General features: G+C 44.1%; 26 protein-coding genes. All 26 read right to left on the reverse strand.

Features of this window, described 5'->3' with window-relative positions:
• Nucleotides 1-48: 48 nt before the first annotated feature.
• Nucleotides 49-780 carry a metallophosphoesterase gene (locus tag SCRDD08_RS08060; protein WP_061423164.1) on the reverse strand — a complete coding sequence of 244 codons (732 nt, stop codon included), beginning with the start codon at nucleotides 778-780 and terminating at the stop codon, nucleotides 49-51.
• A 52-nt stretch (nucleotides 781-832) separates the two neighbouring features.
• Entirely contained in the window at nucleotides 833-2491 is a 1659-nt protein-coding gene (recN, locus tag SCRDD08_RS08065) for a DNA repair protein RecN (protein ID WP_061423165.1), read from the reverse strand.
• Between the two features lie 8 nt (nucleotides 2492-2499).
• Entirely contained in the window at nucleotides 2500-2931 is a 432-nt protein-coding gene (locus SCRDD08_RS08070) for an arginine repressor (protein WP_061423166.1), read from the reverse strand.
• A complete protein-coding gene (locus SCRDD08_RS08075; RefSeq protein ID WP_061423167.1) occupies nucleotides 2915-3739 on the reverse strand; it encodes a TlyA family RNA methyltransferase in 825 nt (274 codons plus the stop codon). Before SCRDD08_RS08075 ends, SCRDD08_RS08070 begins: the two co-directional genes overlap by 17 nt.
• Nucleotides 3732-4607: a polyprenyl synthetase family protein gene (locus SCRDD08_RS08080; protein ID WP_061423168.1), complete on the reverse strand. Its 876-nt coding sequence runs from the start codon at nucleotides 4605-4607 to the stop codon at nucleotides 3732-3734. The genes SCRDD08_RS08075 and SCRDD08_RS08080 overlap by 8 nt, the downstream gene beginning before the upstream one ends.
• Nucleotides 4604-4816 (reverse strand): exodeoxyribonuclease VII small subunit, encoded by a 213-nt coding sequence (locus tag SCRDD08_RS08085; RefSeq protein ID WP_005589516.1) that lies wholly within the window; start codon nucleotides 4814-4816, stop codon nucleotides 4604-4606. Before SCRDD08_RS08085 ends, SCRDD08_RS08080 begins: the two co-directional genes overlap by 4 nt.
• Entirely contained in the window at nucleotides 4794-6134 is a 1341-nt protein-coding gene (gene xseA / locus SCRDD08_RS08090; RefSeq protein ID WP_061423169.1) for an exodeoxyribonuclease VII large subunit, read from the reverse strand. The genes SCRDD08_RS08085 and xseA overlap by 23 nt, the downstream gene beginning before the upstream one ends.
• A 101-nt stretch (nucleotides 6135-6235) precedes the next feature.
• Entirely contained in the window at nucleotides 6236-6460 is a 225-nt protein-coding gene (locus SCRDD08_RS08095; protein ID WP_005589514.1) for a helix-turn-helix domain-containing protein, read from the reverse strand.
• 221 nt (nucleotides 6461-6681) lie between these two features.
• A complete protein-coding gene (locus tag SCRDD08_RS08100; protein ID WP_061423170.1) occupies nucleotides 6682-7524 on the reverse strand; it encodes an NAD(P)H-hydrate dehydratase in 843 nt (280 codons plus the stop codon).
• 700 nt (nucleotides 7525-8224) lie between these two features.
• On the reverse strand, nucleotides 8225-8935 hold the full coding sequence (locus tag SCRDD08_RS08105) for an ABC transporter ATP-binding protein (protein ID WP_061423171.1): 711 nt from the start codon (nucleotides 8933-8935) through the stop codon (nucleotides 8225-8227).
• Nucleotides 8935-9699: an ABC transporter ATP-binding protein gene (locus SCRDD08_RS08110; protein WP_005589509.1), complete on the reverse strand. Its 765-nt coding sequence runs from the start codon at nucleotides 9697-9699 to the stop codon at nucleotides 8935-8937. Before SCRDD08_RS08110 ends, SCRDD08_RS08105 begins: the two co-directional genes overlap by 1 nt.
• Nucleotides 9699-10652, reverse strand: coding sequence for a branched-chain amino acid ABC transporter permease (locus SCRDD08_RS08115; RefSeq protein WP_061423172.1), 954 nt, complete (start codon nucleotides 10650-10652; stop codon nucleotides 9699-9701). The genes SCRDD08_RS08110 and SCRDD08_RS08115 overlap by 1 nt, the downstream gene beginning before the upstream one ends.
• 3 nt (nucleotides 10653-10655) lie before the next feature.
• Nucleotides 10656-11537: a branched-chain amino acid ABC transporter permease gene (locus tag SCRDD08_RS08120; RefSeq protein ID WP_005589506.1), complete on the reverse strand. Its 882-nt coding sequence runs from the start codon at nucleotides 11535-11537 to the stop codon at nucleotides 10656-10658.
• Between the two features lie 139 nt (nucleotides 11538-11676).
• Entirely contained in the window at nucleotides 11677-12837 is a 1161-nt protein-coding gene (locus tag SCRDD08_RS08125) for an ABC transporter substrate-binding protein (RefSeq protein WP_061423173.1), read from the reverse strand.
• 99 nt (nucleotides 12838-12936) lie between these two features.
• A complete protein-coding gene (locus SCRDD08_RS08130; RefSeq protein ID WP_061423174.1) occupies nucleotides 12937-13206 on the reverse strand; it encodes a DUF2129 domain-containing protein in 270 nt (89 codons plus the stop codon).
• Nucleotides 13207-13292: 86 nt separating this feature from the next.
• Nucleotides 13293-13883 carry an ATP-dependent Clp protease proteolytic subunit gene (locus tag SCRDD08_RS08135; RefSeq protein WP_005592197.1) on the reverse strand — a complete coding sequence of 197 codons (591 nt, stop codon included), beginning with the start codon at nucleotides 13881-13883 and terminating at the stop codon, nucleotides 13293-13295.
• A 171-nt stretch (nucleotides 13884-14054) separates the two neighbouring features.
• Nucleotides 14055-14684, reverse strand: coding sequence for a uracil phosphoribosyltransferase (gene upp, locus SCRDD08_RS08140; RefSeq protein ID WP_015605186.1), 630 nt, complete (start codon nucleotides 14682-14684; stop codon nucleotides 14055-14057).
• 141 nt (nucleotides 14685-14825) lie between these two features.
• On the reverse strand, nucleotides 14826-16343 hold the full coding sequence (gene ftsY / locus SCRDD08_RS08145; RefSeq protein WP_061423175.1) for a signal recognition particle-docking protein FtsY: 1518 nt from the start codon (nucleotides 16341-16343) through the stop codon (nucleotides 14826-14828).
• 3 nt (nucleotides 16344-16346) lie between these two features.
• Complete coding sequence (locus SCRDD08_RS08150; RefSeq protein WP_061423176.1) at nucleotides 16347-17165, reverse strand: Cof-type HAD-IIB family hydrolase; 819 nt, start codon at nucleotides 17163-17165, stop codon at nucleotides 16347-16349.
• Entirely contained in the window at nucleotides 17165-17959 is a 795-nt protein-coding gene (locus tag SCRDD08_RS08155; RefSeq protein ID WP_061423177.1) for a Cof-type HAD-IIB family hydrolase, read from the reverse strand. The genes SCRDD08_RS08150 and SCRDD08_RS08155 overlap by 1 nt, the downstream gene beginning before the upstream one ends.
• 1 nt (nucleotide 17960) lies before the next feature.
• Nucleotides 17961-21497, reverse strand: coding sequence for a chromosome segregation protein SMC (gene smc, locus SCRDD08_RS08160; protein ID WP_061423178.1), 3537 nt, complete (start codon nucleotides 21495-21497; stop codon nucleotides 17961-17963).
• On the reverse strand, nucleotides 21497-22186 hold the full coding sequence (gene rnc / locus SCRDD08_RS08165; protein ID WP_045501072.1) for a ribonuclease III: 690 nt from the start codon (nucleotides 22184-22186) through the stop codon (nucleotides 21497-21499). Before rnc ends, smc begins: the two co-directional genes overlap by 1 nt.
• 145 nt (nucleotides 22187-22331) lie before the next feature.
• Complete coding sequence (locus SCRDD08_RS08170; protein WP_061423179.1) at nucleotides 22332-22691, reverse strand: YbaN family protein; 360 nt, start codon at nucleotides 22689-22691, stop codon at nucleotides 22332-22334.
• A 326-nt stretch (nucleotides 22692-23017) separates the two neighbouring features.
• Complete coding sequence (locus SCRDD08_RS08175) at nucleotides 23018-23818, reverse strand: MBL fold metallo-hydrolase (RefSeq protein WP_061423180.1); 801 nt, start codon at nucleotides 23816-23818, stop codon at nucleotides 23018-23020.
• Complete coding sequence (gene vicK, locus SCRDD08_RS08180) at nucleotides 23811-25175, reverse strand: cell wall metabolism sensor histidine kinase VicK (RefSeq protein ID WP_005589490.1); 1365 nt, start codon at nucleotides 25173-25175, stop codon at nucleotides 23811-23813. The genes SCRDD08_RS08175 and vicK overlap by 8 nt, the downstream gene beginning before the upstream one ends.
• Nucleotides 25168-25869 (reverse strand): response regulator YycF, encoded by a 702-nt coding sequence (gene yycF / locus SCRDD08_RS08185; protein WP_061423181.1) that lies wholly within the window; start codon nucleotides 25867-25869, stop codon nucleotides 25168-25170. The genes vicK and yycF overlap by 8 nt, the downstream gene beginning before the upstream one ends.
• Nucleotides 25870-26116 lie beyond the last annotated feature (247 nt).

The raw sequence follows: 26116 nt of genomic DNA on the forward strand, positions 1-26116 counted from the left end.
TCTTCAATCTTCTTGATTTCTTTATCGAGACGCTAGCAATCAAATATTCTATTCGTCCTCCGCCGCAAAACCATCATTTCTAATCGCATACTGCTCTATGATGCCATTATAACCAAAGAGAACTCCGTGGAGGACTCCGCCATAAACAGCTCCGCCATCCATGCCAATCTTGCCATCCTCAGTCATCCAGAGCTGATCAGTTCCCGGCGCCTCATGCAAGAGGTAAAATGTCGGTGTATGACCAAAGACAATCCTTTTGCCAGTCTGATTGCTGCCTTCGTGAAAAGGCGCGCGAATCCAGACTTTCTGATAATCACTTGTCTCTCGCCAATCTTTCAGCTCCAAATCTAGACCAGCATGGACAAAAATGTACTGCTCTGTCTCCAATAGGAAAGGCATCTGGCGAATAAAATCTACTAAATCGGCCGCCTCCATCTTGATACGTTCCGCGTCTGCTAGTCCATCTACAGGAGCATTGAGAGGCCGGCCTAAAAGCGAATTAATCGTCGTATCTCCGCCATTGCGTCGGTAGTGGTCATAAGATTTTTCAGGATTGTCCAGCCAGGTCAGAAACATATACTCATGATTGCCAGACAGACAAACAGCTCCTTCTTGGTCCACTAAGTCCTTGACCCGCTCCAAAACTGCTCGGCTGTCTTCGCCACGATCGATCAAATCGCCTAGAAAGACTAGTTGGCTACGACCGTCCCAATGCTGGAGCAATTCATCAAGCATGCCAGCCTTACCATGGACATCACCGATTACAAAATATTTTGTCATAGTTGCCACTTTCTAAAGAAGACCAAGACACCCGTGTCTCAGCCTCGCTTGTTTATTTTTTTAATAATTCTCTAGCCTGCGTCAAAGCAGCCTCCGTCACATCTTCGCCAGCCAGCATCTTAGCAACCTCCTGAACACGCTCATCAGCTGTCAGCAGACGAACCGTTGAGACGGTCGAATTCTCATCCGAAATCTTCTCAATAAAGAACTGATAATCAGCAATCGCAATGACCTGCGGCAGATGGGAAATAGCCAAGACTTGCCCGTTGGAGCCAATCTTGTAAATCTTCTGAGCGATGGCTTGAGCCACACGGCCAGAAACGCCCGTATCCACTTCGTCAAAGACAATGCTGGTCTTGCCTTCCTTACGAGAAAAGGCCGATTTAATCGCCAACATGAGACGGGAGAGCTCCCCGCCAGACGCAACCTTCACCAAAGGTTTGAAATCCTCACCTGGATTTGCCGAGATGTAGAATTCTACTTGCTCATTGCCTTCACGGTTGAACTTGCCCTTACTGAACTGCACTTTAAAGCGTGCCTTTTCCATGTAGAGGTCCTGCAGCTCCTGCTTGATTTCTGCTTCCAGCTGGGCTGCTAGGCCGTGACGAGCTTGACTCAGCTCCTGGGCCAGCTCTACCAGCTCTCTCTCCAAGGCCTTCAGCTCTCGGTCCATATCCTCTGAAGACAAGTTACTTCCAGTTAAAAGGCTGTATTCTTTGGAAATCTGAGCAAAGTAATCCAGCACATCATCTACTTGGCCGCCGTATTTACGCGTGATGCTGTTAATCAAGTCTAAGCGACTCTCCACCTGCAGCAGTCGATCTCCGTCAAAGTCCAGTCCATCTAAAATGTCCTCTAGGCGCTTGCTGACATCTTCTAAGACATAATAAGTCTCTGACAAGCTGCCTGAAAGCTCCTTGTAGGCTGGATCGTAATCTTCAATAGACTCAAGGTCATTCATAGCTGAGCGGACATTGGTCAGACTGGAAAAATCTTCATTGTCCAGCATGGTATAGGCGTTGGTCAGCGTATCTGCAATGAGCTTGTGGTTGAGCAATCGATCTCGTTCCTGATGCAGGGCAGTATCTTCACCACTTTTGAGAGCAGCACTCTCAATCTCCGCCATCTGAAACTCCAGCATCTCAATTCTGGCCTTATGCTCCTGCTGATTTTTCTGCAAAGTCAGGACTTGCTTGCGCAGGCTTCGATAGCGGTCAAAGGTTTCCTGATAGCGACCCTTGAGATTTAAAAAGTCTGCTGAGCCAAACTCATCTAGCATGGCAATATGATGCTGGGGTCTCATCAGCTCTTCCTGATCATGCTGACCATGGATATCCACTAAATGCTGACCAACAGTCTTTAGAACAGATAAATTGACCATCTGACCATTGATACGGCTGACACTGCGGCCATTTTGCAGAATTTCCCGACGGATAATCAACTCATCGGTCAGCTCCCAGCCTTGCTCCTCAAAAATCTCTCGCAAAGCTCTGCTATTTTCTAGCGAAAAAAGTCCCTCTATCTCAGCTTTGGGTGCCCCATGACGAATCACATCCGTCGTAGCACGACTGCCCAGCATCATGTTCATGGCGTCAATAATAATAGACTTACCGGCTCCAGTTTCCCCGGTCAAAACCGTCATACCTTGCTCAAAATTAAGGGAAATCTCCTCAATAATGGCAAAATTCTTAATCGAAATTTCTAATAACATAGACTTTCCTACCAATTATTGATTTCAGCCGTGACTTTTTGGGCTGCACTTTCACTCACTGCAACGATTAGGATACTGTCGTTATCCGCAATGATGCTGAAAATTTCCTCAGCAAATTCTTTACTCAGATGACGCTTGACGACCGCCGCACTCCCTGGTACTAGGTTAAGATTGAGCATATTTCCTAGATTTCGACAGGCCAAAATATTATTTTCAGCCAGCTTCAGACTATTGGTCGCTGTTTTGGGAAGCTCATAGATATAGGTATTATCTTTAAAAGGGATTTTGACAATCCCTAGCTCCTTGATATCTCGTGAAACCGTTGCCTGTGTCGCTGTAATACCAGACTCCCTGAGATGTTCTACAATTTCCTCTTGGGTGCCAATCTCAAATTCGCTGACAAATCGTCTGATTTTCTCTAATCTATCCTTCTTCTTCATCTTTAAATTCCCTGTGGGCTGCCTCTACGACAGCAACTAAGTCTTGTTCCAAGTCATTTTTCGGCTGTTCACTTTTCTCTAGAAAGGCTAGAAACTCAACATTGCCATGCCCACCCTGAATCGGAGAAAAATCCAAACCTTTGACTGAAAAACCTGCTTCCAGCATAAAGGCTGTCACAGTTTCCAGCACCGCCAAATGAACTTTCTTGTCCTTGATAATCCCCTTCTTGCCAATCTGCTCGCGGCCAGCCTCAAACTGAGGCTTGATCAAAGCCACGACCTGACCGCACTCTTCTAAAATCTGATAGAGGGCCGGCAAAATCAAGCTAAGTGAGATAAAGCTAACGTCAATGCTGGCAAAGCTGGGCCGAAAGTCAAAATCAGCTGGCTCCGCATAGCGAAAATTGAACTGCTCCATGCTGACAACCCGTTCGTCTTGGCGAAGTTTCCAGGCTAACTGGTTAGTCCCAACATCAACCGCATAGACCAGCTTAGCTCCATTCTGCAACATGACATCGGTAAATCCTCCAGTTGAAGCTCCGATATCCAAGGCCACTCGGTCTGCCACCGAAAGGCCAAACACTTGCAAAGCCTTTTCTAATTTTAGGCCGCCCCGACTGACATACTTGAGTTTTTCTCCCTTGAGCTTGAGCTCTGTTCCATCATCGATTTTTTCACCCGGCTTATCAAAGCGCTCTCCATTCGCAAGTGACACGACCAGACCAGCCATTACTCCACGCTTGGCCTGTTCTCGAGTCTCAAAGAGTCCTTGTCGATAAGCCAGTACATCCACTCTTTCCTTAGCCATCCAGTCTCAAACTTTCTATTATTTTTTGAATTTCTTTAGCTGAAAAATCACTTTCTTTTTCTAGTTGCCCCAGTAGACTTTTCGCTTGTTCCAGCGTTTCATCGAAAAAAGCTCTAGCTCCATCTAAACCTAGTAGAGCTGGATAGGTTGATTTCTCAGCCGCCAGGTCCTTCTGCGGTGTCTTACCGATCTGCTCAAAACTGGCCGTCACATCTAAAATATCGTCCCGCACCTGAAAAGCCAAACCCAAGAGCTCTCCCGCTTGACGGAGCTTCCCTAGGACTGATTGACTAGTCTGAGCAATGATCCCCGCTGCTACAAAAGGATAGGCCAAGAGCTTACCTGTCTTATTGGCATGAATAGTTTGTAGCTGATCCATGGTCAACTTGCAACCTTCGCCCTGCATATCCAAAACCTGCCCGGCCACCATACCAAAGGATCCAGCAGCCAGAGACAGCTCTGCTATCAGATCCACCTTGACCTGACTAGGGAGCTCTGCCATTGCCACCAAACCATAAGGATCCAAAAAGAGAGAATCTCCCGCCAAAATGGCCATATCCTCCCCAAATTTCTTGTGGCTGGTCAGACGGCCACGGCGGTAGTCATCATTATCCATAGCCGGCAGATCATCATGAATCAGGCTACCGGTGTGAATCATCTCTAAGGCTGCCGCCACCTGAAAGTGAGCGGGAGTTAATTCCAGACTAAAGCCCTCTAACAACTCCAAAAGCAAGAGAGGTCGGATCCGCTTACCACCGGCCTCGACAGAATAGAGAATGGTCTCAGTCAAATTCGCTGACACTCCCTTACTTTGATAAAAATCTTGAATCGTCAGGCCAATTTGCCTGATTTTATGCTCTCTTGTCATTCCATATCCGTTTCCGTGCCATCCGCCTGCATGACCTTGACCAAGGTCTTCTCTGCCTGATCTAGCGTCTTTTGCAAGTCTTTAGACAACTGCATGCCCTTCTGGAATTCAGCGATGGCCTCTTCCAAGGCCACATCCCCATTTTCCAGCTTCTGGACAATGGCTTCCAAATCAGCTAAGTTTTCTTCAAATTTCTTGTCTTTTGACATCTTTTACCTCAACTTGGACCTGACCGTCCCGCATGAGAATGGTCAGCTGGTCCTTCTTCTTGATATCCTGACTGGACTCGATTACTGTTTCATCTTTTTGGATAATAGCGTAGCCCCGCGCTACAATGCGACTGGTATCCAGCATGAGTAGCGCATCTGATAGCCGCTTGGCTTCAGCCACCTTATGATCATAGATCACTGCCATATTGCTACGCAACAAGCGCTCTTGCTGGTGCACCTGCTCCTGATAGCGCTGCACCTGCCGCAGAGGTGACAAAGATTCCAAGCGATGCTGGAGAATCTTGACCTGCTGGACTTCTTCACTATAATATTCGCGAATTTTTTGCTTTAATCGTAGATTGAGCTGGTCTAACTTTTGCAGGTAGCCATCATAAAGTCGCTCTGGCTGCCGAAAAATAACAGAGGAAGCCAGCTTGCGCAAACGTTCTCGCTGGTAGGCCAGACGATTGGAAGCTGCATTTGCCAGACGATTTTGCTGCTGACTCAAATGCCCCAGAAGATCCAGCTTGGTGACTGGCGTTGCCAATTCCGCTGCTGCTGTTGGGGTTGCTGCTCGTCGGTCTGCCACAAAGTCAGCCAGCGTTGTGTCCGTTTCATGCCCCACGCTGGAAATGATCGGAATCTGGGACTCAAATATAGCTCGTACGACGATTTCCTCATTAAAAGCCCAGAGATCCTCGATGGACCCGCCACCTCGACCTATAATCAAGACATCCAAATCTTCTCGCTCATTGGCTCGACGGATATTGGCTGCTACCTCGGCGGCAGCTCCTTCGCCCTGCACCTTGGTTGGATAAAGTAGAATGTCCACACCGGGAAAACGGCGGCTGACTGTCGTGATAATATCTCGGATGACAGCTCCACTAGGACTGGTCACCACCCCAATTTTCTTAGGAAATTGAGGCAAGGCTTGTTTAAATTTATCTTGAAAAAGACCTTCTTCTCCCAGTTTTTTCTTGAGCTGCTCGAACTGAACAGCCAAGGCGCCAATGCCGTCTGGCTCGGCCTTTTCAATGACAATCGAATAGGACCCACTTGGCTCATAGAGCTGCACACGGCCAATGACATTGACCTTCATGCCCTCTTCTAGTTCAAAACCAAGCTTTTTATAAACACCTGACCAGATAGTCGCCTGAATAACTGCCTTCTCATCCTTGAGGGAAAAATACTGGTGATTGGGACGCTTGCGAAAATTAGAGACCTGACCTGTCAGATAAACCCGTTCCAAATAAGGATCACGGTCAAACTTCATCTTCAGATAACGGGTCAAAGTAGAAACCGATAAATAATCTGGCATGTCGCTCCCTTTCTATTTTCTAGTATTTGCGTAACTTTTATTATACCAAAAAATGGAGGAAGTCAGTGCTTCCAAGTTCCCAATTTTCATGATAAAAATCACTAAGATTTTGTACTTTCCTTGATAATTTGATACATTTCGATGCGCAACTGTTGCGCAATGAATTCTAAGGTTAGTAAACTAGGAATCGAATCGCCTGCCTCAATACGAGCCAGCTGTCTGACCGTCAAACGAGTCTCATCTTCACACAGCAATTCCCTTGTCATTTTACGTTGTTCCCGCAGTTCTCGAATTTTTTTCCCAATTGCTACTTTTAGCTCTGACATGGCACTTTCCGCACTTATCCTTTTCTACTAGTTTTTATACTTCTAACTCTCATACTTTATTTTTATTATAGCACAAAAAAGTTTTCTATCGTATTAACTTTTTTCTATAAATTAAAAAAGTAATTATGTGAGAAAGTTGATGAATCTTATACTTTTCCTAACTAAGACAAGATTTCCTAATCCGCAAAAAGAGGCTCGGATTTTTCCAAGCCTCCCAAGATTTATTGACTAAAATTCTTCATCCAAGTCGAAATTTGTCGACTCAATTCTGTCGGTAATACCACATAAACCTCTTTGGCTAATTCATCCGCAATGGCTGAATGCAAGTAGGTCGCAGCTGTCACTCTTTCAAAAAGTGAAACCTGCTGAAATTGACCTGCAAAGCCGGCAATCATCCCTGCCAAGGTATCTCCCATACCGCCGGTTGCTTGATAGGGACCACCAACCTGCAGCTGATAAATATCCTTTTCTCCACTCTGAAAAACTCGTGTCCCATTCCTTTTCTGTACGACTAGAGTTCCCTTAGGAAATTGGTCAACAGCCTTTTGGCTAGATTTTTCGTCCTGCGACTCGATGGGCAAGCCAGACAAGCTTTCCCATTCTTTCTGGTGAGGGGTAAAAATTGTCTGGGAGTTTGGAAAAGGCAGAGCTTGCTTGGCAAAAAGCGAGATAGCACCCCCATCCATAATCAAGATTTGTTGTTTGTTTACAAGCTGTAAAACCAGCTGCAGTACCGATTTCTCTAAAGAATTTTCAGCCAAACCCGGCCCGATTAAAATAACAGTAGCCTTGCGGATCTGCTTCATCAGTCGCTCTTGCTCCCGCAAATCAAAGGACATAGCCTCTGGCAGATGGGCATGGAGGGCGGGAATATTTTCACGTTCAGTTGCAACAGTCACCAAACCAGCTCCGCTCCTTACTGTGGCCAAAGCAGCCATGATAATAGCTCCGCCATAGGGATAGGTCCCACCAATCAAGAGCAGGCGACCATAGTCGCCTTTATGGCTGTCTGGCGATCGATTTATAATAACCTTTTTCAAAAGCCTGTCACTGACTAGTTTCATCTTTGATCCTCTATAATTATTTAAACGTTTTCAAAAACCAATATTACCCGCTCAAGCACATCAAGCAAAGAAATTCGACTGCCATTTTCTATCCCTGATAAGCATATCTCTATTGAATTCTAGTTGCGTAAGAGAACAGTGTTGAGCCCAACAAAAAGCACTATCTTTTGTCACTTCAAAATCAAAAGCTAAAATGACTCTCCATCTCACCAGTTACCGCCAATAAGTATATCCTATACCTTGACAATTTTTTTCCGAAATTTCCATTCTTCATTTCAACCCGAGCAATTTTTCTTCTCCCATATTTTACCATATTTTCGCTCGATACTTAAAATGAAGAAACAGATTCAGAGAAAGGCCGCATGAAATTATTACATTGCTTACTACCACAGTATCTAAAAAATGGAGACTTTTATCAAAGAAAACTATACTACGAAACTCTAGCCTCATCTAAAAAGGGCCCAGCGGATTTTTAAAAACATGCAGCTGCTAATGTAACTTTTTGGTTGTAACCAAAAACGGCTAACGGCCCATCCAAATAAACAAATTTATCTTGAAAACAAAAAAGGTCCATTGGACCTTTTCTAAATGTTAAGTTACTATCATAACTTTCTATCAACAACCTAAAAATGTCTCCCAGAAATTTTGAAGAAAACTCTGTTTTCTTTATCTACAACTTAAAAAGGTCCACTGGACCTTTTTAACCACCTAGATATGCTTTTCGGACTTCGTCAGAAGCGAGAAGCTCTTGACCAGTTCCAGACAGAACGATTTTTCCTGTTTCAAGAACATAACCGCGGTCTGCGATAGATAGTGCTTTATTGGCATTTTGCTCAATCAAAAGCACAGTTGTCCCCTGCTTTTGGATATCTTGAATGATATCAAAGATTTCTTGAATGAAAATTGGCGCTAGCCCCATTGATGGCTCATCCAAGAGCAAGAGCTTAGGAGTAGACATGAGTGCTCGCCCCATAGCCAACATCTGCTGCTCACCACCCGAAAGGGTTGCAGCATCTTGGTTTTTACGCTCTTCCAAGCGTGGGAAACGAGAGAAGACCTTTTTGAGATTGGCTTGATTTTCTTCACGATTTTTCTTAAGAAAAGCTCCCATTTCAAGGTTTTCCAAGACAGTCAAACCTGGGAAAATATGGCGTCCTTCTGGAACCTGTGAGAGCCCTGCAGCCACAATCTTTTGAGCAGGCACTTTTTGAATTTCATTACTTAAAAATTCAATCTTCCCAGCACTTGGGCGAACCAAACCAGAGATCGTGCGGAGGATGGTCGTTTTACCAGCACCATTGGCACCGATAAGGGAAACAACCTCTCCTTCGTTGACTTCAAAGCTGACATCACGGACAGCCTGAATCATGCCATAGTGGACAGATAGGTTTTCAACTTTGAGCATGGACATTAGGCTTCACCTCCTAGATAAGCTTCAATAACGCGTTTGTCATTCTTAATCTCATCTGGTGTGCCGTGGGCAATCAAGCGACCGTACTCTAGTACGTAGATGCGCTCAGTTACTTCCATAACCAGACTCATATCATGCTCAATCAGCATGATGGTAATGTTAAATTCATTTTTAATCCTACGGATCAGGGCAGTCAGCTCAGCTGTTTCCTGTGGATTCATCCCAGCAGCTGGCTCATCCAAGAAGAGAATCTTTGGCTCTGTGGCAAGCGCTCGGACAATCTCCAGACGACGCTGTTGACCATAAGCCAAATTTTTAGCCAAGGTTTCTGCTTCCTTATCCAAATCAAAAATAGCCAGCAATTCCAGAGCTTTTGCTTTCAATTCCTCTTCATTTTTATAAAATGCTGGAAGACGGAAGAAAGAAGCCAATACATGAGGTTTATGATGATTACCGAAAGCAATCAGTACATTATCCAAAACAGTTAAATCTTTAAAAAGACGGATATTTTGGAAAGTCCGGCTGAGACCCAGTGTTGCAATCTTGTAAGGTGTTTTACCATTCAGCAAATGACCATCCAAAGTAACCGTTCCCTCACTCGGTTCATAAACACCCGTCAAAAGGTTGAAAAGAGTTGTTTTTCCAGCACCGTTAGGCCCGATAAGACCGACCAGTTCCCCTTCGTTCAATTCCAGAGTCACATCACTAACAGCTGTTAGTCCTCCAAAATTTTTGGTTAATTTTTTCACATCAAGAAGTGCCATTATTCTTTGACCTCCTTATTCTTTTTAAAGAGCTTAGCCAAGCTAAATTCCCAAGTACCAAGCAAGCCGCCTGGACGGAAAATCATCACCAAGATTAGGGCAAGCGAATAAACAATCATCCGAACGCTTGAGATATCTTGTAAAAGCATATTGAGGATACCCAGTACCACTGCCGCAACGATTGCTCCAGTCACTGATCCAAGACCGCCAAAAACGACGATAATCAAGACATTGATTGTATTGATAAAGGAATAGTCTTTTGGTACAACAGAACCGACAAATCCAGCCTGCAAAGAACCTGCAATAGAAGCTGTAATAGCCCCAAAAACGAAAGCAATGACTTTAATTTTTGTTGTATTGACACCAACAGACTCTGCTGCAATCTCGTCCTCGCGAACAGACAAGGTGCTACGTCCGATAGGACTGCGTAGGAAGTTAAGAGTCAAAATAGTTGTAATTACGACAAAGACATAAACCAACTGCCAAGAGGTAAAGTTAGGAATGGATAGGATACCTGCCGCACCATTAGTTAGATCGCCTCCATTGACAATCAAAATCCGGATAATTTCAGAAACACCCAGCGTCGCAATTGCCAAATAGTCTCCCTTTAAGCGCAGGGTCGGAATACCAACAAGCAGAGCTACTGCACCTGCAATCACAGCGCCAACCAACATAGCAATAAAGAAAGTACCATAGTTTGGAGATTTAGAGCCCATAATAGCTACTGCATAGGCACCAATGGCCATAAAGCCAGCATGCCCAAGCGAGAATTGCCCAGAAAAACCAACGATAAGATTGAGGCCAACAGCCAAGATAATATTAATCCCAATCTGCTCAAAAATTTGCAGATAGAAAGGATTGAGAATACCTGTGCTAGCAAGCACTGTCATCAATAGATAGCCAAAGAGGATCAGAGCAAGCCATAACGCATTTACTTTTAAATTATTTTTCATACATTACACCTTCTCTTTCACGTTTTTACCTAGAATACCAGCTGGACGAACCAATAGAATGATAATTAAGATCGCATACACAATTGCATCACGGAAATCTGACAATCCAACTGCTGTTGCAAAAGTTTCCAAGAGACCGATTACAAAACCACCCAAAGCTGCCCCTGGGATGATACCGATTCCGCCCAAAACTGCAGCAACGAAGGACTTGATACCCGGGGTCATTCCCATCAGTGGTTCAAGTGAGTTGTAGTAAAGAGCAATCAGCACCCCTGCTGCTCCTGCCAAGGCTGAACCCAAAGCAAAAGTAAAGCTGATCGTACGATTGACATTAATCCCCATCAGCTGGGCAGCATCGCTATCCACGGAAACAGCCCGCATGGCTTTACCCATTTTCGTCTTTTGCACAATAAACTGCAAACCAACCATGAGTAAAATAGAAATTCCCAAAATCATCAGTTGAATATTGGAAATTGAAATTGGCCCAAGCGTATAACGCACTGTTTTAATCACTTGAGGGAAGGAGCGAGTATTGGCACCTACAAAGAAGACCATCCCGTACTCCAAGAGGAAAGAAACCCCAATTGCTGTGATCAAAGCAGCAATCCGTGTTGAATTGCGCAAAGGACGATAGGCTAAGAACTCAATCACTACACCAAGGATCGCTGTTCCAACCATAGATAAAATAAGGGCTACAAAGAAGTTTAGGTGAAGGGTGTTAATCAGGTAATATCCCATAAAAGCACCAATCATATAAATGTCTCCATGCGCGAAATTAATCAGTTTGATAATTCCATAAACCATGGTATAACCCAAGGCCAGAAGCGCATAAACACTCCCCAAAATCAATCCATTAGCCAATTGCTGAAGAAATTGTTCGAGCATTCCACACCACTCTTTCTAATATAAAATAAGAGCAGAAACAACAATCTCAGACGAAGCCTTGTCTTGCCGTCTCTACTCAAACATCATAAGCAAGTAAGAAACAAGTCAAAGACTGGGTTTGTCCCCAGCCTCAGACCCTTTATTCAGGTTTAACTGTTTCAACAGTTTCTACTTTACCATCTTTCAAACCAATCATCAAGGCTGTCTTCACAGGATTGTGATCTTTATCGATGGTAATAGATCCAGTAACTCCTTCAAAGTCTTTTAACTTAGCAAGGTTATCTTTAATATCTACAGATGTTTTTGCACCCTTAGATGCTTCTGCTGCCATATAAACTGCGTCATATGAAAGGGCTGCAAACATTGAAGGTTCTTCGTTATATTTAGCTTTGTAAGCTGCAACGAATTTCTTCGCTTTATCTGTCATGTCACCTGAAGTTGAGAAACCAGATACATAATAAACATTAGTTGCCGCTGCTGGAGTTGCTTGCTCAACAAACTTGGCATCGCTAAATCCATCAGGTCCAACGATTGTTTGGTTAATTCCCAAACCACGCGCTTGGTTCACCAATTTACCAGCTTCTGTGTAATAACCTGGCACAATCAGTGCATCAAAGTCTTTACCTTTGATTTTTGTCAAAGCAGCTTGGAAGTCTGAGTCACCAGAAGCGAAAGTTTCTGTCGCAACGATTTCACCCTTATATTCTTTCTTGAAAGCTTCTGCCATTCCTTTTGCATAATCGCTTGAATTATCATAGTAGAGAACAACCTTTTTAGCTTTCAAAGTATCAGTTACATATTTAGAAATGATTTTACCTTGGTAACCATCAGTAAAGGTTGCACGGTACAAATAATCTTGTTTGTTTGTCAAATCATCTTGTGTAGCACTTGGTGTTACCAAAGGAACGCCTGCTTTACCAGCATTTGCAATTGCGGCAGCTACGGCACCTGAAGTTGCAGGACCAATGATTGTATTAACTTTATCTTGAGTTACCAAGCTTGTAGAAATAGTAGCAGCTTCTGCAGTTTCTGATTTGTTGTCTTTATCAATTACTTCGATTTTCTTACCGTCTACACCGCCAGCTGCGTTGATTTCATCAACAGCAAGTTGAGCACCGTGTTGTTCTGCAGTACCGTAAGCTGCTACAGCGCCAGTTTCTTCAAAGTTGAAACCGAACTTAAGTGTTTTACCGATTTCTGTTCCAGTAGCAGATGAGTTGTTTGTAGAAACTTCTCCACAGGCTGCTAGAAGCGCAGCACTAGCAAAAGCTACAAGCGAAAGTGCAAATTTTTTCTTCATGAATAATCTCCTCTATTTTGTTTTTTGCTTTGTTTGCAAATGATATAGTAAGAATATACCGAATTATCTGACAATTGTCAACCCAAAGAAGCCATTTTTTTAAATAATAGCGTTTTCTTGGTTTCTAAATAAACTTCCAACAAAATTCGTATCCAGATTTTGAATCTTGCAAGTCTGGATTTTTTTGATATAGGACTCTTTTGACAGGCTCTCCTTCAGAGAATCTGCCTGATCTTTTGCCACATAAAGCTGCAAATAACGGTGTTTCTTAGAATGATAAATAATATCTCCAACATGAGCCAGCTTCTTGGCATCTCGATTATAGTATAGATGAATGATGAAGCCCATTCGTTCCTCTTTTTTAAACATGACAATCCTCTCTGGTCATTTGTACTCTATTGATTATATCAAAAAAAGCCCGCAAATGGGGCATTTTTCGTAGTTATAAATGAAAACTAGCTAAGATTATTATTAGCCATGATTTCATCGATAAAACCATATTCCAAGGTTTCTTGGGCACTCATCCAGTAATCACGTTCTGCATCTGCGTGAATCTGCTCAACCGATTTACCAGAATTGTCGGCAAGAATTTGCTCCAAGGTCCTACGAGTCTTAAGCAAATGCTCTGCTGCAATAGCCATATCTGTTTGCTGAGTACCTCCACCAGTACCACCCATTGGCTGGTGAATCATATACTCTGCATTTGGAAGCATGAAACGTTTGCCCTTAGCTCCGCTAGATGCGATGATAGTTCCCATGCTAGCTGCCATTCCCATGACAATTGTCTGCACATCAGACTTGATGAAGTTCATGGTATCCACAATCGCCAATCCCGCTGACACAGAGCCACCAGGAGTATTGACATAAAGATAGATGTCTTTGGTGCTGTCTTGTGCATCTAGGAAAAGCAGCTGCGCAATAACAGAATTAGCCATATTGTCCTCAACAGGACCTGTCAGCATGATAATACGGTCTTTTAAAAGACGTGAGTAAATGTCATAAGAACGTTCACCACGGCTGGTTTGTTCAATAACTACAGGAATCATGAATATTTTCTCCTTCATTCGATCTATTCATTATTATATCTTTTTGGTCAAAAAAGGTCAAATATTTGCTTTCTCTGTCGGATGACAGAGAACAGCGCTGAGATTATCTTTGGTTTAGAAAGCACAAATCCACCGGTTTGGCAGAACTTTCCTTTTTGTAACTTCTAGCTATTATTTTGTGCCAAAGAGGCGGTCACCAGCATCTCCGAGACCTGGAACGATGTAGCCATGTTCATTAAGATGATCATCAAGGGCAGCAGTGAAAATATCTACATCAGGATGAGCATCCTGCAAGGCTTTAACACCTTCTGGAGCAGACACTAAGCAGACAAAGGTGATGTTGCTTGCGCCACGTTTCTTCAGAGAATCTACAGCCAAAATAGCAGATCCACCCGTAGCCAACATTGGATCGACAACAAAGATTTGACGTTGGTCAATGTCTTCTGGCAATTTTACCAAATATTCAACTGGCTTCAAGGTTTCTTCGTCACGGTACATTCCAATGTGGCCGACTTTAGCAGCAGGAACCAAGCTCAGGAGACCATCTACCATACCGATACCAGCCCGCAAGATTGGGACGATAGCCAATTTTTTCCCTGCAATCTGCTTTTGAACTGTTTTCGTAATTGGTGTTTCAATTTCTACATCTTCAAGTGGTAAATCGCGCAAAACTTCGTATCCCATCAGCATTGCGATTTCATCTACCAATTCACGAAAAGCTTTGGTAGAGGTATCTGTACGACGCAAGATAGACAATTTATGCTGAATAAGTGGATGAGCGATAACTTCAAGTTTTCCCATGATTGGATTTCCTTCTTTCAATTTTTTCTTCTTATTATATCAAAAAAGAAGAAAAAAGGCTTGCAACAAGCAAACCTTTTCATCTATTTTGATTACTTTTTGATAGAAGAGTTTGATTTCAATTTAGGCTTTATTGATAGACTATTGCACCAAACCTTCTAAGAGGCCTCTCATAAAGTTCTCAGAATTAAACTCGCCGATGTCGTCAATTTTCTCGCCAAAACCAATCAGCTTCACTGGAATATCCAGTTCCTGACGAATGGCAAGCACAACACCACCACGCGCTGTTCCGTCAATCTTAGTTAGGACAATACCAGTCACAGGCGTAATTTTTGAAAATTCTTTGGCCTGAACCAGTGCATTTTGACCCGTAGAGGCATCCAAGGCTAGGAAGGTTTCGTGCGGCGCTGATGGATCTACCCGCTTGATAATACGACCGATTTTTTCCAGCTCTGCCATGAGATTGTCCTTATTTTGCAAGCGACCAGCTGTATCAATCATGAGAATATCGACATTTTCAGCCTTGGCTCTTTCCAAACCGTCAAACACTACACTGGCTGGATCGCTCTTTTCTGGGCCAGTCACGACTGGCACGTCTACTCGACGCCCCCACTCAGCCAACTGGGCAACGGCTCCAGCTCGGAAGGTGTCTGCTGCCACCAGCATCACTTTTTTACCTTCTTGCTTGTATTTATAGGCTAATTTGCCTATTGAGGTCGTCTTCCCTACTCCATTTACACCGACGAAGAGCATGACTGTTAGACCATTTTGAAAATTGATTTTCTCATTGAAACGGCCGTCTTTCTCATAGATATCGACCAATTTTTCAATGATGAGTTGGCGCAAGGCTTCTGGTTTCTTAGCATTTTCCAGACGAGCTTCATAGCGCAGATCTTCAGTTAGATTGGAAGCTACCTGTACACCGACATCACTAGTAATCAGCAGTTCTTCCAGGTCTTCAAAGAAATCTTCGTCAACTGAGCGGAAATTAGCAAAGAAGGCATTGAGACGAGCACCAAAGCCAGTCCGAGTCTTTTTTAGACTGCGGTCATACTTGTCTTGGACACTCTCTTCTTGGTATTCAGTAGAAATCTCAGCTGTTTCTGCGGGAGTCTCACTTTCGACTAGAACCTGTTCTTCCTCCGCCTCTTCTCCATACTCTGTCGAGTCTACTTGTGAGGAAGTGCTTGCTTCCTGCTTGCTAGACACCTCTAGCTCTGGTTTATAGCTGATTTGCTCTCTAGCTGCAGCCAAACGCTCCTGCAATTCTTGGTAATAATCTCTCGCTTCTGATTCACTACTACTTTCCAAAGCTTGATTTGCTGAAGTTTCAGACTGCTCTTCTACCTCAATCAAAACTTGTTCAGGGCTTTCCTCGTCTTCAAGCATTGGCTCAGATAAGTCAGCTTGTTGAGCAGTTAGGGCAAATTCCTGCTCAGAAATTGCTGAAACTGCGGACTCTATTTTCTCTTCTGGCACAGATTCTACTACCGGAGTTTCCGCTGTTTCTTCATTAGAAGCAGCAAGGGGCTGGAAATCTGTCTCAGATGGAACTTCAATCTCTGTAGTCTGATAACTCTCCTCTACCTGTTCCTCTATCTGGGGCTTTTCTTCAAGTTCCTCTTTTTTACGTCCAAAAAGACGGTCAAATAATCCCATTCTTTAGTTCTCCTTCAATACATATTTCCGAATTGCCCAAGCAACTGCATCTTCATCATTGGTCATCGGAGTGACAACTTCTGCTACTTCCTTGACTTCTGGTACGGCATTTTGCATGGCAACGCCCAGACCAGCCCAAGCAATCATTGACAAATCATTTGCTTCGTCACCGCAGGCCATGACTTGGCTTTTATCCATTCCCAAGTGGGCAATCAGTTTCTCCAAACCAGTCGCCTTGTGGACATTTTTCGGTGACCATTCCAGCAGCATTTCCCGTGATTTGAAAATTTCATACTGGTCAAACAGTTCTGGAGAAATGTGAGGAATGGCTGCATCCAGCGGTTCCTGAGCAAAGGCTGTAACGCATTTATTATAGGTAATCTGGCTAGAAAGGTCTTCAAAAGCAATGGATTCAAAGTTCAGAGCCGGATTAAACTCTGCGTAGAGCGATGCTTGGTCTGATTGAATCTGATAAACCAAGCCACCATCAATCGCATCCAGAGGCAGACCCAATTTCTCAGTTTCTTCATAAATTCTAGCTACATCATCGTAGGCAAATACCGTTTTATCCAAAATTTCGCCAGTATTGCGCTGAACCAGACCACCATTAAAGGTAATGGTGTATTCATCTGACTGACCATCGGTGCCCAGCTCATGCAGGAAAAATTCCATAGCTTTGAGCGGACGCCCTGTGGTCAATACAACTTTGACTCCCTGCTGTTGAGCCGCTTTGAGCGCTGCTAGATTTTCTTCAGAAATCTTTTTATCCGTGGTTAAAAGCGTCCCGTCCAAGTCCAAAGCAATCAATTTAATATCAGCCATTATAAGCCCTCCATGTAGGTCATAACAGATTGGGCCGCATGGTGCCCAATCACTTCTTTCGCAACTGCCAAAATTTCCGGCCGTGCATTTTCTGGTGCAATCGGATGGCCCACTACCTGCATCATATGTAGGTCATTGAGGTTATCACCAAAAGCCATGACCTGATCCATCTCTAGGCCTAGCTTCTTAGCTAGCTCGACAAGAGCCACCCCTTTATCCACATAGTCCAGCACGATATCAATCGACTTATAGCCTGTTGTCATCGCCTTAACACCCGCGACATTTTCATTAACCCATGCTTCGCCGTCAGCCACTGTTTCTTCGCTGAAATTGGTGGTGAATTTGAAAATATCGTCTGTAATTTCACTAAAATCAGCTACCTTTTGGATATTTTCATTATAATTAGCGCTGAAAGAGAGATAAGTCGGATCTACTGTCTCTAGGACATAACAGCCTTTTTTCCCTGTTAGGAGCAACTCGTTGATATTGACAAAGGGCGACTCCTTGAGCTTGTCAAATACCTTGAGATAAAATTCTCTTGGCATGGTTGCTTCGTATAGATCTTTTCCTTGGAACTCTACAAGGCTGCCATTTTCCGCGATAAAGATGATATCATCTCGAACTTCATGAAAGAGCTTTTCAAGAGAAAGAATTCCTCGACCGCTGGCAACAGCAAAATAGATGCCCTTTTCTCGAAACTGGGCCAGCAGATGCTTGAGCCGCTCCATATCAAACTGGCCCTTGTCATCTAAAAAAGTACCGTCCATATCTGTTGCTACTAATTTTATGCTCATACTATAAACTTTCTAAATCTTTTAACTTGACCGACACAATCTTGGAAACTCCTGACTCCTGCATGGTCACTCCATAGATAGAGTCTGCTGCAGACATGGTTCCCTTGCGGTGGGTCACAACGATAAACTGGCTTTCTTTGTCAAAGCGATTGAGATAATCCCCAAAGCGCTTTACATTGGCCTCATCCAGAGCTGCCTCAACTTCATCCAAGATGACAAACGGAATGGTCTTGACACGGATGATGGAGAAGAGTAAGGCTAAGGCTGACAGGGCTTTTTCTCCACCACTCATAAGATTGAGAGATTGGATTTTCTTGCCCGGAGGCTGAACCGAAATCTCTACCCCAGCTGTCAGCAGGTCGCCTTCTGTCAAGATGAGGTCTGCTGAACCGCCGCCAAACATCTGGCTAAAGGTCAGCTTAAAGCTTTCACGAATGGCTTCAAAGGTTGTTTGGAAACGTTCCTTGACCTCGTCATTCATCTCTTCAATGGTTTCCAAGAGAAGATTTTTGGCCGAGAGTACGTCATCCCGCTGACTATTGAGAAAGCTCAGGCGGCTGCTAACTTCTTCAAATTGCTCTACCGCATCCAAATTGACCGGTCCCAAAGCACGAATAGCCTTTTCTAAGTCTTTGACTTGAGCTTCCGCAGCTGCAAGATTTTCCAAAGAGCGGGCTCTTTGATCAGCCTCTTCAAAGCTGATCTGGTAATTATCCGTCAGATTGGTCAGCAGACGACGCAAGACATCTGAAAATTTCTCTTTTTCTGCCTCTGCCTTGGCCTGACGGCGAATCAAACTTTCATTTTGCTGACGTGCTTGGTCTAAATGCCCTAGAATATCCTCAGACTGCCCCTCTAAGTCGTCCAGCTCAAATTTGAGTCGGATGAGGTTCTGATCCAAGTCTGTCTTTTTCTCTTGGGCAGTCTTAAGTTGCTCTTCCAAGACGGAAATATCCACCTTTTGACTGACAGCTTCTTCCTTTTGCTCTATCAAAAGCTGCAAAGTAGCAACTTCCTTGTCCAAGGCAGCCTTCTCCTCTAGCAAACGCGATAAATCATTCTTCTCAAAGCGCTGGCTAGAAGTCAGCTCCGTGCTCTTCAATTTCAGTTCAGACAAGTTAGCCGATAGCTGATCGAAGCGATCCTGAACAGCGTTTTTATTCGACTTGACTTGCTCAATTTCAGCAGTAATGGCTGTTTTTGCAGCCTCAATAGCCGACAGCCGCTCTTCCATTTTTTTCTTTTCAGTCAGGCCTGCCGTTTCAGTCTGGCTAGCCAAGTCCTGCTCCTGTAGCTGCTCCAGCTGGCTGAGTTCCGCAACCCGCTCTGCAATCTGTTCGTAGGCCAACTTGACTCTTTGCTCCGTCAAGCGAGCTTGCTCACCCTCAGACTTGATGGCTTCCAAGGCTTGCTTGGCCTCTGATAGCTGAGACTGCAAACTTTCGACTTGTTGCTCCTGAACTTTCAGCTTTTGGGACTGCTGTTCCATTTCTCCAAGCAAGCTGTCCAATTCAGGCTTAATAAAGATTGTGTTATTATTACGATTGGCTCCTCCAGCATAAGAACCGCCTGTGCGCAGTTCCGTGCCGTCCAGCGTTACAATTCTGACTTGGTAACGAACCTGACGGGCAGCTGCACGCGCATGCTCAATCGTATCAAAAATAGCGGTTGTTCCCAGCAGGTTTTGGAAAATATTGTCCAAACCTAGCTCATAGGTCACCAGCTCTGAAGCCAAACCTAGGAAGCCTGGACTGGCCTCAATTCTGGATTGATTTTGTTCGGGAAGTTGACGGACCTTGATGGTCGTCAGAGGCAGGAAGGTAGCCCGACCAGCCCGATTTTTCTTAAGAAAATCAATAGCTCTGGTCGCTGCTCCCTCATCCTCAACGATAATATGCTGACTGCTTGCCCCCAGCGCAATTTCTAAAGCAGTCTGGTAATGAGGATCGAAGCTTAATTTCTCGCTGACTGCCCCGACAATACCACCCAGACGATCAGCCTCCTGCAGAACGCTTTTTACACCTGCATAAAAATTACTGTGATTTTTAAGGATAGCTTCTAAACTAGCCGCACGGGCTTTTTTATTTTTCAAATCATCCAGCAGGGCAAACATGCTGGTCTGCTCATTTTGATAAGCAGTCGCCAACTTCTCGACCTGCCCCTGCTGCTGCTGATACTGATCTAGCAAGGCTCTGAGAGCAGCCTGAGCCGCTTCCAATTCTGCCTGTCGAGCCGCTTCTTCTGCCCTACCAGCTTTTAAATCAGCCTGCAGTTTGCTAAACTCAGCCTGTTTGCTGGCTGCTTGACTCCGCTCATTCTCCAGTCGATTTTCTAGCGAGGTCAAGTCGTTGGACAGATCTGCTTCTTCTTGCATGAGCTTGACGTAACGATCCCGCAGATTTTCAATCAACTGATCTGGGTCATCTGAAAAGTCCGCCAATTCTGCTTCCAACTGGCTCATAGCCTCTTGATTTTCTGTCAGCTGAACTGCTAAATCAGCTAGATAAGCTTCCTTGGAGGAAATATCAACTGTCAACTGCTGGCTTTTTTCTCTCAATCCAGCCAAGCGTTCTTCATTTTCCAAACGGCTGCTGGCCGCCTGACTAGATTCCAGCTTAGCTAGGTCTATCTGGCGCTCCAAATCACTGATCAAACGCGTCAACTCCAAAAGACTGGCCTGATCGTCAGACAGTTTTTGATTCACTTCCTGACGTTTAACCTTAATCTCTTGGTTTTCACGTTCCAATTCATCCCGTTTCGTATAATAGGCCGCCAGCTCCTGCTTGATCGCTTCCAAATCAGCTTCTGCCGCCGTCAAATCACTTTTATTCGCCTTGATTTGAGCCACCAAGACATCCAGATAAAGCTCCTGACGCTCTTGATCCAGTTCTAAAAAGCGCTTGGCCGTCTCAGCCTGCTTTTCCAGTGGCTTGACTTGACTATCCAACTCGTAGATAATATCTTCCAAGCGATCCAGATTGTCTTGAGTCTGCGCTAGCCTGCTTTCTGTTTCCTTGCGACGAGTCTTATATTTGAGTACACCGGCTGCTTCCTCAAAGATAGCTCGGCGCTCTTCTGGTTTGCTATTAAAGATTTCCTCTACCTTCCCTTGGGAAATGATAGAGAAAGAATCCCGTCCTAGCCCTGTATCCATGAAAAGGTCATGGACATCGCGGAGACGGACCTTTTTACCGTCAATCTTGTACTCGCTATCACCACTGCGATAGATATGTCGCTCGACACGGATTTCCTTGCCTGCTTGCTTGATAAACTGGTCCTGATTATCCAAAACCACAACGACCGAAGCATAGTTGAGTGGCTTGCGGTTCTCCGTCCCTGCAAAGATGACATCGGGCATCTTACCGCCCCGCAGACTCTTGACGCTCGACTCACCCAGAGCCCAGCGCAGGCTCTCCGTAATGTTGGACTTACCTGAGCCATTGGGACCAACAACAGCAGTCACCCCTTGGTCAAAAACTACCTTGGTCTTATCTGCAAATGACTTGAAGCCTTGAATTTCAATTTCCTTTAAAAACATTAGTGACTTTCCTTTTCAAATGCATCCTTGGCAGCTTCCTGCTCAGCCAGTTTCTTAGAACGGCCTTGTCCCTGACCCGCTTTTTGACCATTGATCAACACAGCCACAGCAAAGTTCTTAGCATGGGCTGGCCCTGTCTCATCTGTAACCTGATAGACAATCTCCACATCGCCATTAACCTGTAGGAGTTCTTGCAGCTTAGTCTTATAGTCAGTCACCTGCTCAAAGTCACCTGCTTCTACCTTGGGAATCATGACTTGGTAAATAAAGTCTTTGACAGTCTCCACATCCTTATCCAAAAGAAGGGCACCCAAAAAGGCCTCAAATAAGTCACCCAGAATGGTATCGCGATTGCGACCTCCTGACTTTTCCTCACCGCGACCTAGCTTGATAAACTGATCAAACTGACAGTCCCGTGCAAAGCCAGCCAAACTCTCCTCCCGAACAATCATGGAGCGTAGTTTTGACAAATCTCCTTCTGGTTTTTTAGGGTATTTTTTATATAAATACTCAGAAATAATCAGCTGCAGAACAGCGTCTCCTAAAAATTCCAGGCGTTCATTGTGTGAAATTTTTAAGAGGCGGTGCTCATTGGCATAGCTGGTATGAGTAAAAGCGGTCTCTAGCAGACTGCTGTCTTCAAACACCAGTCCAAACTGCTCCAGCAGTGCATCTTTTAATTGTTCCATAGTTTCTTTTTCATGCTAGGCCAAGGCAGAGCATGAGTCCAATCCATCCTTTCTAAAATGATGTTCTTTGTGAACTATCTACCATTATACCAAAAAACAAGTGCCAACGCACTTGTTTACTTGTCTTCTTAGCGTATTTCCCGGTCTATTCCTTATCTGGGATGACCTTGAAAAGATAGTAGGTAATAAAGATTGTCAGGGCGAACAAGAAGATTTTCACCCAAATTATCGGGGCTAACGTAATAGAAATTCCCATCAAGATATAGATGGACACGATAATCTTTTTCTTGCGCTCTTTGGCAATCGAGCCGGTCTCCCGAAAATCTGCAACATAGGTCTGGTATATCTTGGTGTGATAAAGCCAATTTTCAATCCGCTTGGAACTGCGCGAAAAGCAAGCAATAGACAAAAGTAAAAAAGGAGTCGTAGGAAGAAGGGGCAGAAAAATCCCCAGCACTCCTAGAGCTAAAGATAGACAGGCAATCACAAAATAAATCAGGCGCATTTGGTTTCCTCACGTAGATTTTCATAGTCGTTCTTCATTTCTATTCTTTAGCTTCCTTTCAAGTGTAAAAAAACAGGCTAAAAAATATAAAACTAGTTTCCCATAAATAATAATTCTTGTCAATCCTAAAAAAGAGGCTGGGGCAAAAGTCCTAGCCTCTCAATTGTCTTTGGATTGTCGAGCAAGACGCAGTGGTTGAGTGGACTCTATTACGCTGATTGCATCAGCTTTTACAGCCCTACTCAACTGTGCGGAGGTGGGACGACGAAATCGAATTCTAACGAATTACCGATTTCTGTCCCACTCTCTTTCTGAGCGACTGATGATTAGATATTCACCAAAGGCGTCGCTGTATCAGGAGAAGTATCAAAGACCTGGAAATCATGGCCCACTGGCAAGTCAGCTTGAGCCAGTTGGTTGACCATGGTCATATGAGCCAGTTCCTTGATATTATTTTCCTTGCTCAAATGCCCCAGATAGATGCGCTTGGTTCGATTGCCAAGGGTACGAATCATGGTTTCCGCACCATCTTCATTGGATAAATGCCCCAAGTCAGACAGGATGCGCTGTTTCAGGCTCCACGGGTAGGCACCGCTCCGAAGAATCTCGATATCATGATTGCTCTCAATCAAATAAGCATCCGCATTCTCAATCACTCCAGCCATGCGGTCACTGACATAACCCGTATCCGTCAGCATGACAAAGCTCTTTCCATCCTTCATAAAGCGATAAAACTGGGGAGCAGCCGCATCGTGGCTCACTCCAAAACTTTCGACATCTAGATTACCAAAGGTCTTCATTTTACCCATTTCAAAGATATGCTTCTGACTAGCATCTAGCTTGCCTAAGTCCTTTTCCATCGCTCGCCAAGTTGCTTCGTTGGCATAAATATCCAGATTGTATTTACGCGCCAAAACCCCTACACCATGGATGTGATCCTTGTGCTCATGGGTGACCAAAATAGCATCTAAGTCCTCTGGTTTGCGGTCAATTTCGCTCAGAAGGCTCGTAATTTTTTTCCCTGATAGACCAGCATCGACAAGTAGGCGTTTTTGGTCTGTTTCCAGATAAAAGCAATTACCACTCGAGCCAGATGCCAAAATACTATATTGAAATCCCTTAGTCATGTTCACTTTCTACATTCTCTTCATTTTCCCAGTCATCTACACGGACAGCATCGTTATCATATGGAAGAACAATGGTAAAGGTAGATCCTTTGCCATACTCACTCTTAGCCCAGATAAAGCCATGATGCTGCTTGATAATTTCTTTAGCGATAGCCAGACCCAAGCCCGTTCCTCCCTGAGCTCGACTGCGGGCCTTATCCACCCGATAGAAACGATCAAAAATCTTTGGCAGATCCTGCTTGGGAATGCCCAGACCTTCATCTGAAATCGAGAGAATCAACTGAACATCTGTTGTCCTCACAGAAACCGTAATCGTCCCACCATCAGGCGAATACTTGATGGCATTGTTCATGATATTATCAATCACCTGGGTCATCTTATCCGTATCAATCTCTACCCAAATCGGCGTAATTGAATAATCCCTGATAATCTCATATTTTTTGGTCTCATCCTGATTTTTAATCTTATCAAAACGGTTGAGGATATAGGTGATAAAGGCCGTAAAATTAGTCAGTTCAACGTCCAGATGGCTGGTATTATTATCAATCCGCGATAAGCTAAGCAAGTCTGTCACCATCCGCATCATCCGGTTTGTCTCAGTTAGTGAAACCTTGACAAATTCCGGTGCAACAGGCTCTGACAGAGCACCATCATCCAAGGCTTCCAGATAGGATTTCACACTGGTTAGAGGCGTCCGCAATTCATGGCTAACATTGGAAACGAAAAGCCGACGCTCCCGTTCTTCCTTGTCCTGCTCCGTTGTATCATGCAGCACTGCTACCAGTCCGGATATAAAGCCTGATTCCCGTCTGATCAAGGCAAATCGAACCCGCAGGCTTACATATTCACCATTTTCATCTTGAGAATCAATGGTCAATTCTGGAACCTTGGTGATCAATTCGCGTAGATCGTACTCATCAGCAATATCCAGCAAATCTAAGATACTGGTATTAAGGACATCATCACGTTTGACACCCAATTGCTTGGTTGCCATGTCATTGATGGTGATAATCTGCCCTCGACGATTGGTCGCAAGCACCCCGTCCGTCATATAAGACAAGATGCTGGATAGACGCTTGGTTTCTTGCTCCAAATTTTCATGCGTCAGGCGGATGACTTCAGAGAGATCATTGATGGAATTGGTCATGTCCGTGATTTCAGGACTGCCCTGCATATCTAAAACTTCTGAATAATCTCCTGCAATCAATCCCTTGATCTTTTGGTTTAACTGCACCAGCTTTTGAGTATCTCGTCGATTTTCCAGCAACAAAAGAGCCACGACGATGATAAAGCCAACAACGATCAGTGAAAAGACAAAGTCAGGAGAAAGCACGAATTCTTTTAGTGTTTCAATCATTATTTCTTATGTAATAACCGACACCGCGGCGAGTCAGGATATACTCCGGACGGCTTGGAGTATCTTCGATTTTTTCGCGCAGACGGCGAATGGTCACATCGACTGTCCTCACATCTCCAAAGTAATCATAGCCCCAGACAGTTTCCAGCAAGTGCTCACGCGTCATGACCTGACCAACATGAGTCGCCAAATGGTGCAAGAGCTCAAATTCACGATGGGTTAATTCCAATTCTTTCCCGTGTTTTTTCACCACAAAAGCATCTGGAAGAATCTGCAAATCCCCAATAAAAAGTTCCTTTGGACTGCTCTCGTCCACATGACTATCTGGGACTAGTTCAGAACGGCGCAACAAGGCCTTGACCCGAGCTAGCAATTCACGATTCGAAAAGGGCTTGGTCACATAGTCGTCTGCTCCGATTTCCAGACCGATTACCTTATCAAATTCGCTATCTTTGGCCGAAAGTACAATAATCGGCATATTGCTGGTCTTGCGAATGGTCCGAGCAACATCCAGTCCGTCCACTTCTGGCAACATCAAATCCAGAATCAAAATATCCGGTTGCTCTGCTTCAAACATTTCTAGAGCTTCCTTACCATCAAAGGCTGTCAGTACTTCATAGCCTTCCTTAGCCATGTTAAACTTTATAATGTCCGAGATTGGCTTCTCGTCATCTACAACTAATATTTTTTTCATTTTTTTCCTTCATATCTATATAATTTTTAAGCTTAGACACTATTATTTTTGTATCTGTCCTACCACTCCATAAGCACCATTATATCAAATTTTTCTTAAAAAATACTATTTTCGCACACTATATTCCAACATTCTTATTGAAATTTCATCTTAGCTTTCCCTCTTACGAAAATTCCAAGCAAGGATGAGGAATCTTCATTAGAATCCTTGATTTTTTTCACTTTTTCTGCAAAAATAGAGGCATAGA

Source organism: Streptococcus cristatus, from assembly GCF_001578775.1.
GTDB classification, from domain to species: domain Bacteria; phylum Bacillota; class Bacilli; order Lactobacillales; family Streptococcaceae; genus Streptococcus; species Streptococcus cristatus_A.

What these genes read in the sequence shown, in the direction of transcription:
- SCRDD08_RS08170 (WP_061423179.1), bottom strand. Translation starts at nt 22,691, where the DNA reads ATGCGCCTGATTTATTTTGTGATTGCCTGTCTATCTTTAGCTCTAGGA.
- ftsY (WP_061423175.1), bottom strand. Translation starts at nt 16,343, where the DNA reads ATGGGATTATTTGACCGTCTTTTTGGACGTAAAAAAGAGGAACTTGAA.
- SCRDD08_RS08110 (WP_005589509.1), bottom strand. Translation starts at nt 9,699, where the DNA reads ATGGCACTTCTTGATGTGAAAAAATTAACCAAAAATTTTGGAGGACTA.
- yycF (WP_061423181.1), bottom strand. Translation starts at nt 25,869, where the DNA reads ATGAAAAAAATATTAGTTGTAGATGACGAGAAGCCAATCTCGGACATT.
- SCRDD08_RS08080 (WP_061423168.1), bottom strand. Translation starts at nt 4,607, where the DNA reads ATGACAAGAGAGCATAAAATCAGGCAAATTGGCCTGACGATTCAAGAT.
- SCRDD08_RS08075 (WP_061423167.1), bottom strand. Translation starts at nt 3,739, where the DNA reads ATGGCTAAGGAAAGAGTGGATGTACTGGCTTATCGACAAGGACTCTTT.
- SCRDD08_RS08105 (WP_061423171.1), bottom strand. Translation starts at nt 8,935, where the DNA reads ATGTCCATGCTCAAAGTTGAAAACCTATCTGTCCACTATGGCATGATT.
- SCRDD08_RS08100 (WP_061423170.1), bottom strand. Translation starts at nt 7,524, where the DNA reads ATGAAACTAGTCAGTGACAGGCTTTTGAAAAAGGTTATTATAAATCGA.
- SCRDD08_RS08095 (WP_005589514.1), bottom strand. Translation starts at nt 6,460, where the DNA reads ATGTCAGAGCTAAAAGTAGCAATTGGGAAAAAAATTCGAGAACTGCGG.
- SCRDD08_RS08125 (WP_061423173.1), bottom strand. Translation starts at nt 12,837, where the DNA reads ATGAAGAAAAAATTTGCACTTTCGCTTGTAGCTTTTGCTAGTGCTGCG.
- SCRDD08_RS08130 (WP_061423174.1), bottom strand. Translation starts at nt 13,206, where the DNA reads ATGTTTAAAAAAGAGGAACGAATGGGCTTCATCATTCATCTATACTAT.
- SCRDD08_RS08060 (WP_061423164.1), bottom strand. Translation starts at nt 780, where the DNA reads ATGACAAAATATTTTGTAATCGGTGATGTCCATGGTAAGGCTGGCATG.
- vicK (WP_005589490.1), bottom strand. Translation starts at nt 25,175, where the DNA reads ATGATTGAAACACTAAAAGAATTCGTGCTTTCTCCTGACTTTGTCTTT.
- xseA (WP_061423169.1), bottom strand. Translation starts at nt 6,134, where the DNA reads ATGCCAGATTATTTATCGGTTTCTACTTTGACCCGTTATCTGAAGATG.
- SCRDD08_RS08085 (WP_005589516.1), bottom strand. Translation starts at nt 4,816, where the DNA reads ATGTCAAAAGACAAGAAATTTGAAGAAAACTTAGCTGATTTGGAAGCC.
- rnc (WP_045501072.1), bottom strand. Translation starts at nt 22,186, where the DNA reads ATGGAACAATTAAAAGATGCACTGCTGGAGCAGTTTGGACTGGTGTTT.
- SCRDD08_RS08135 (WP_005592197.1), bottom strand. Translation starts at nt 13,883, where the DNA reads ATGATTCCTGTAGTTATTGAACAAACCAGCCGTGGTGAACGTTCTTAT.
- upp (WP_015605186.1), bottom strand. Translation starts at nt 14,684, where the DNA reads ATGGGAAAACTTGAAGTTATCGCTCATCCACTTATTCAGCATAAATTG.
- SCRDD08_RS08070 (WP_061423166.1), bottom strand. Translation starts at nt 2,931, where the DNA reads ATGAAGAAGAAGGATAGATTAGAGAAAATCAGACGATTTGTCAGCGAA.
- smc (WP_061423178.1), bottom strand. Translation starts at nt 21,497, where the DNA reads ATGTTTTTAAAGGAAATTGAAATTCAAGGCTTCAAGTCATTTGCAGAT.
- SCRDD08_RS08120 (WP_005589506.1), bottom strand. Translation starts at nt 11,537, where the DNA reads ATGCTCGAACAATTTCTTCAGCAATTGGCTAATGGATTGATTTTGGGG.
- SCRDD08_RS08150 (WP_061423176.1), bottom strand. Translation starts at nt 17,165, where the DNA reads ATGGCTGATATTAAATTGATTGCTTTGGACTTGGACGGGACGCTTTTA.
- SCRDD08_RS08155 (WP_061423177.1), bottom strand. Translation starts at nt 17,959, where the DNA reads ATGAGCATAAAATTAGTAGCAACAGATATGGACGGTACTTTTTTAGAT.
- SCRDD08_RS08115 (WP_061423172.1), bottom strand. Translation starts at nt 10,652, where the DNA reads ATGAAAAATAATTTAAAAGTAAATGCGTTATGGCTTGCTCTGATCCTC.
- SCRDD08_RS08175 (WP_061423180.1), bottom strand. Translation starts at nt 23,818, where the DNA reads ATGACTAAGGGATTTCAATATAGTATTTTGGCATCTGGCTCGAGTGGT.
- recN (WP_061423165.1), bottom strand. Translation starts at nt 2,491, where the DNA reads ATGTTATTAGAAATTTCGATTAAGAATTTTGCCATTATTGAGGAGATT.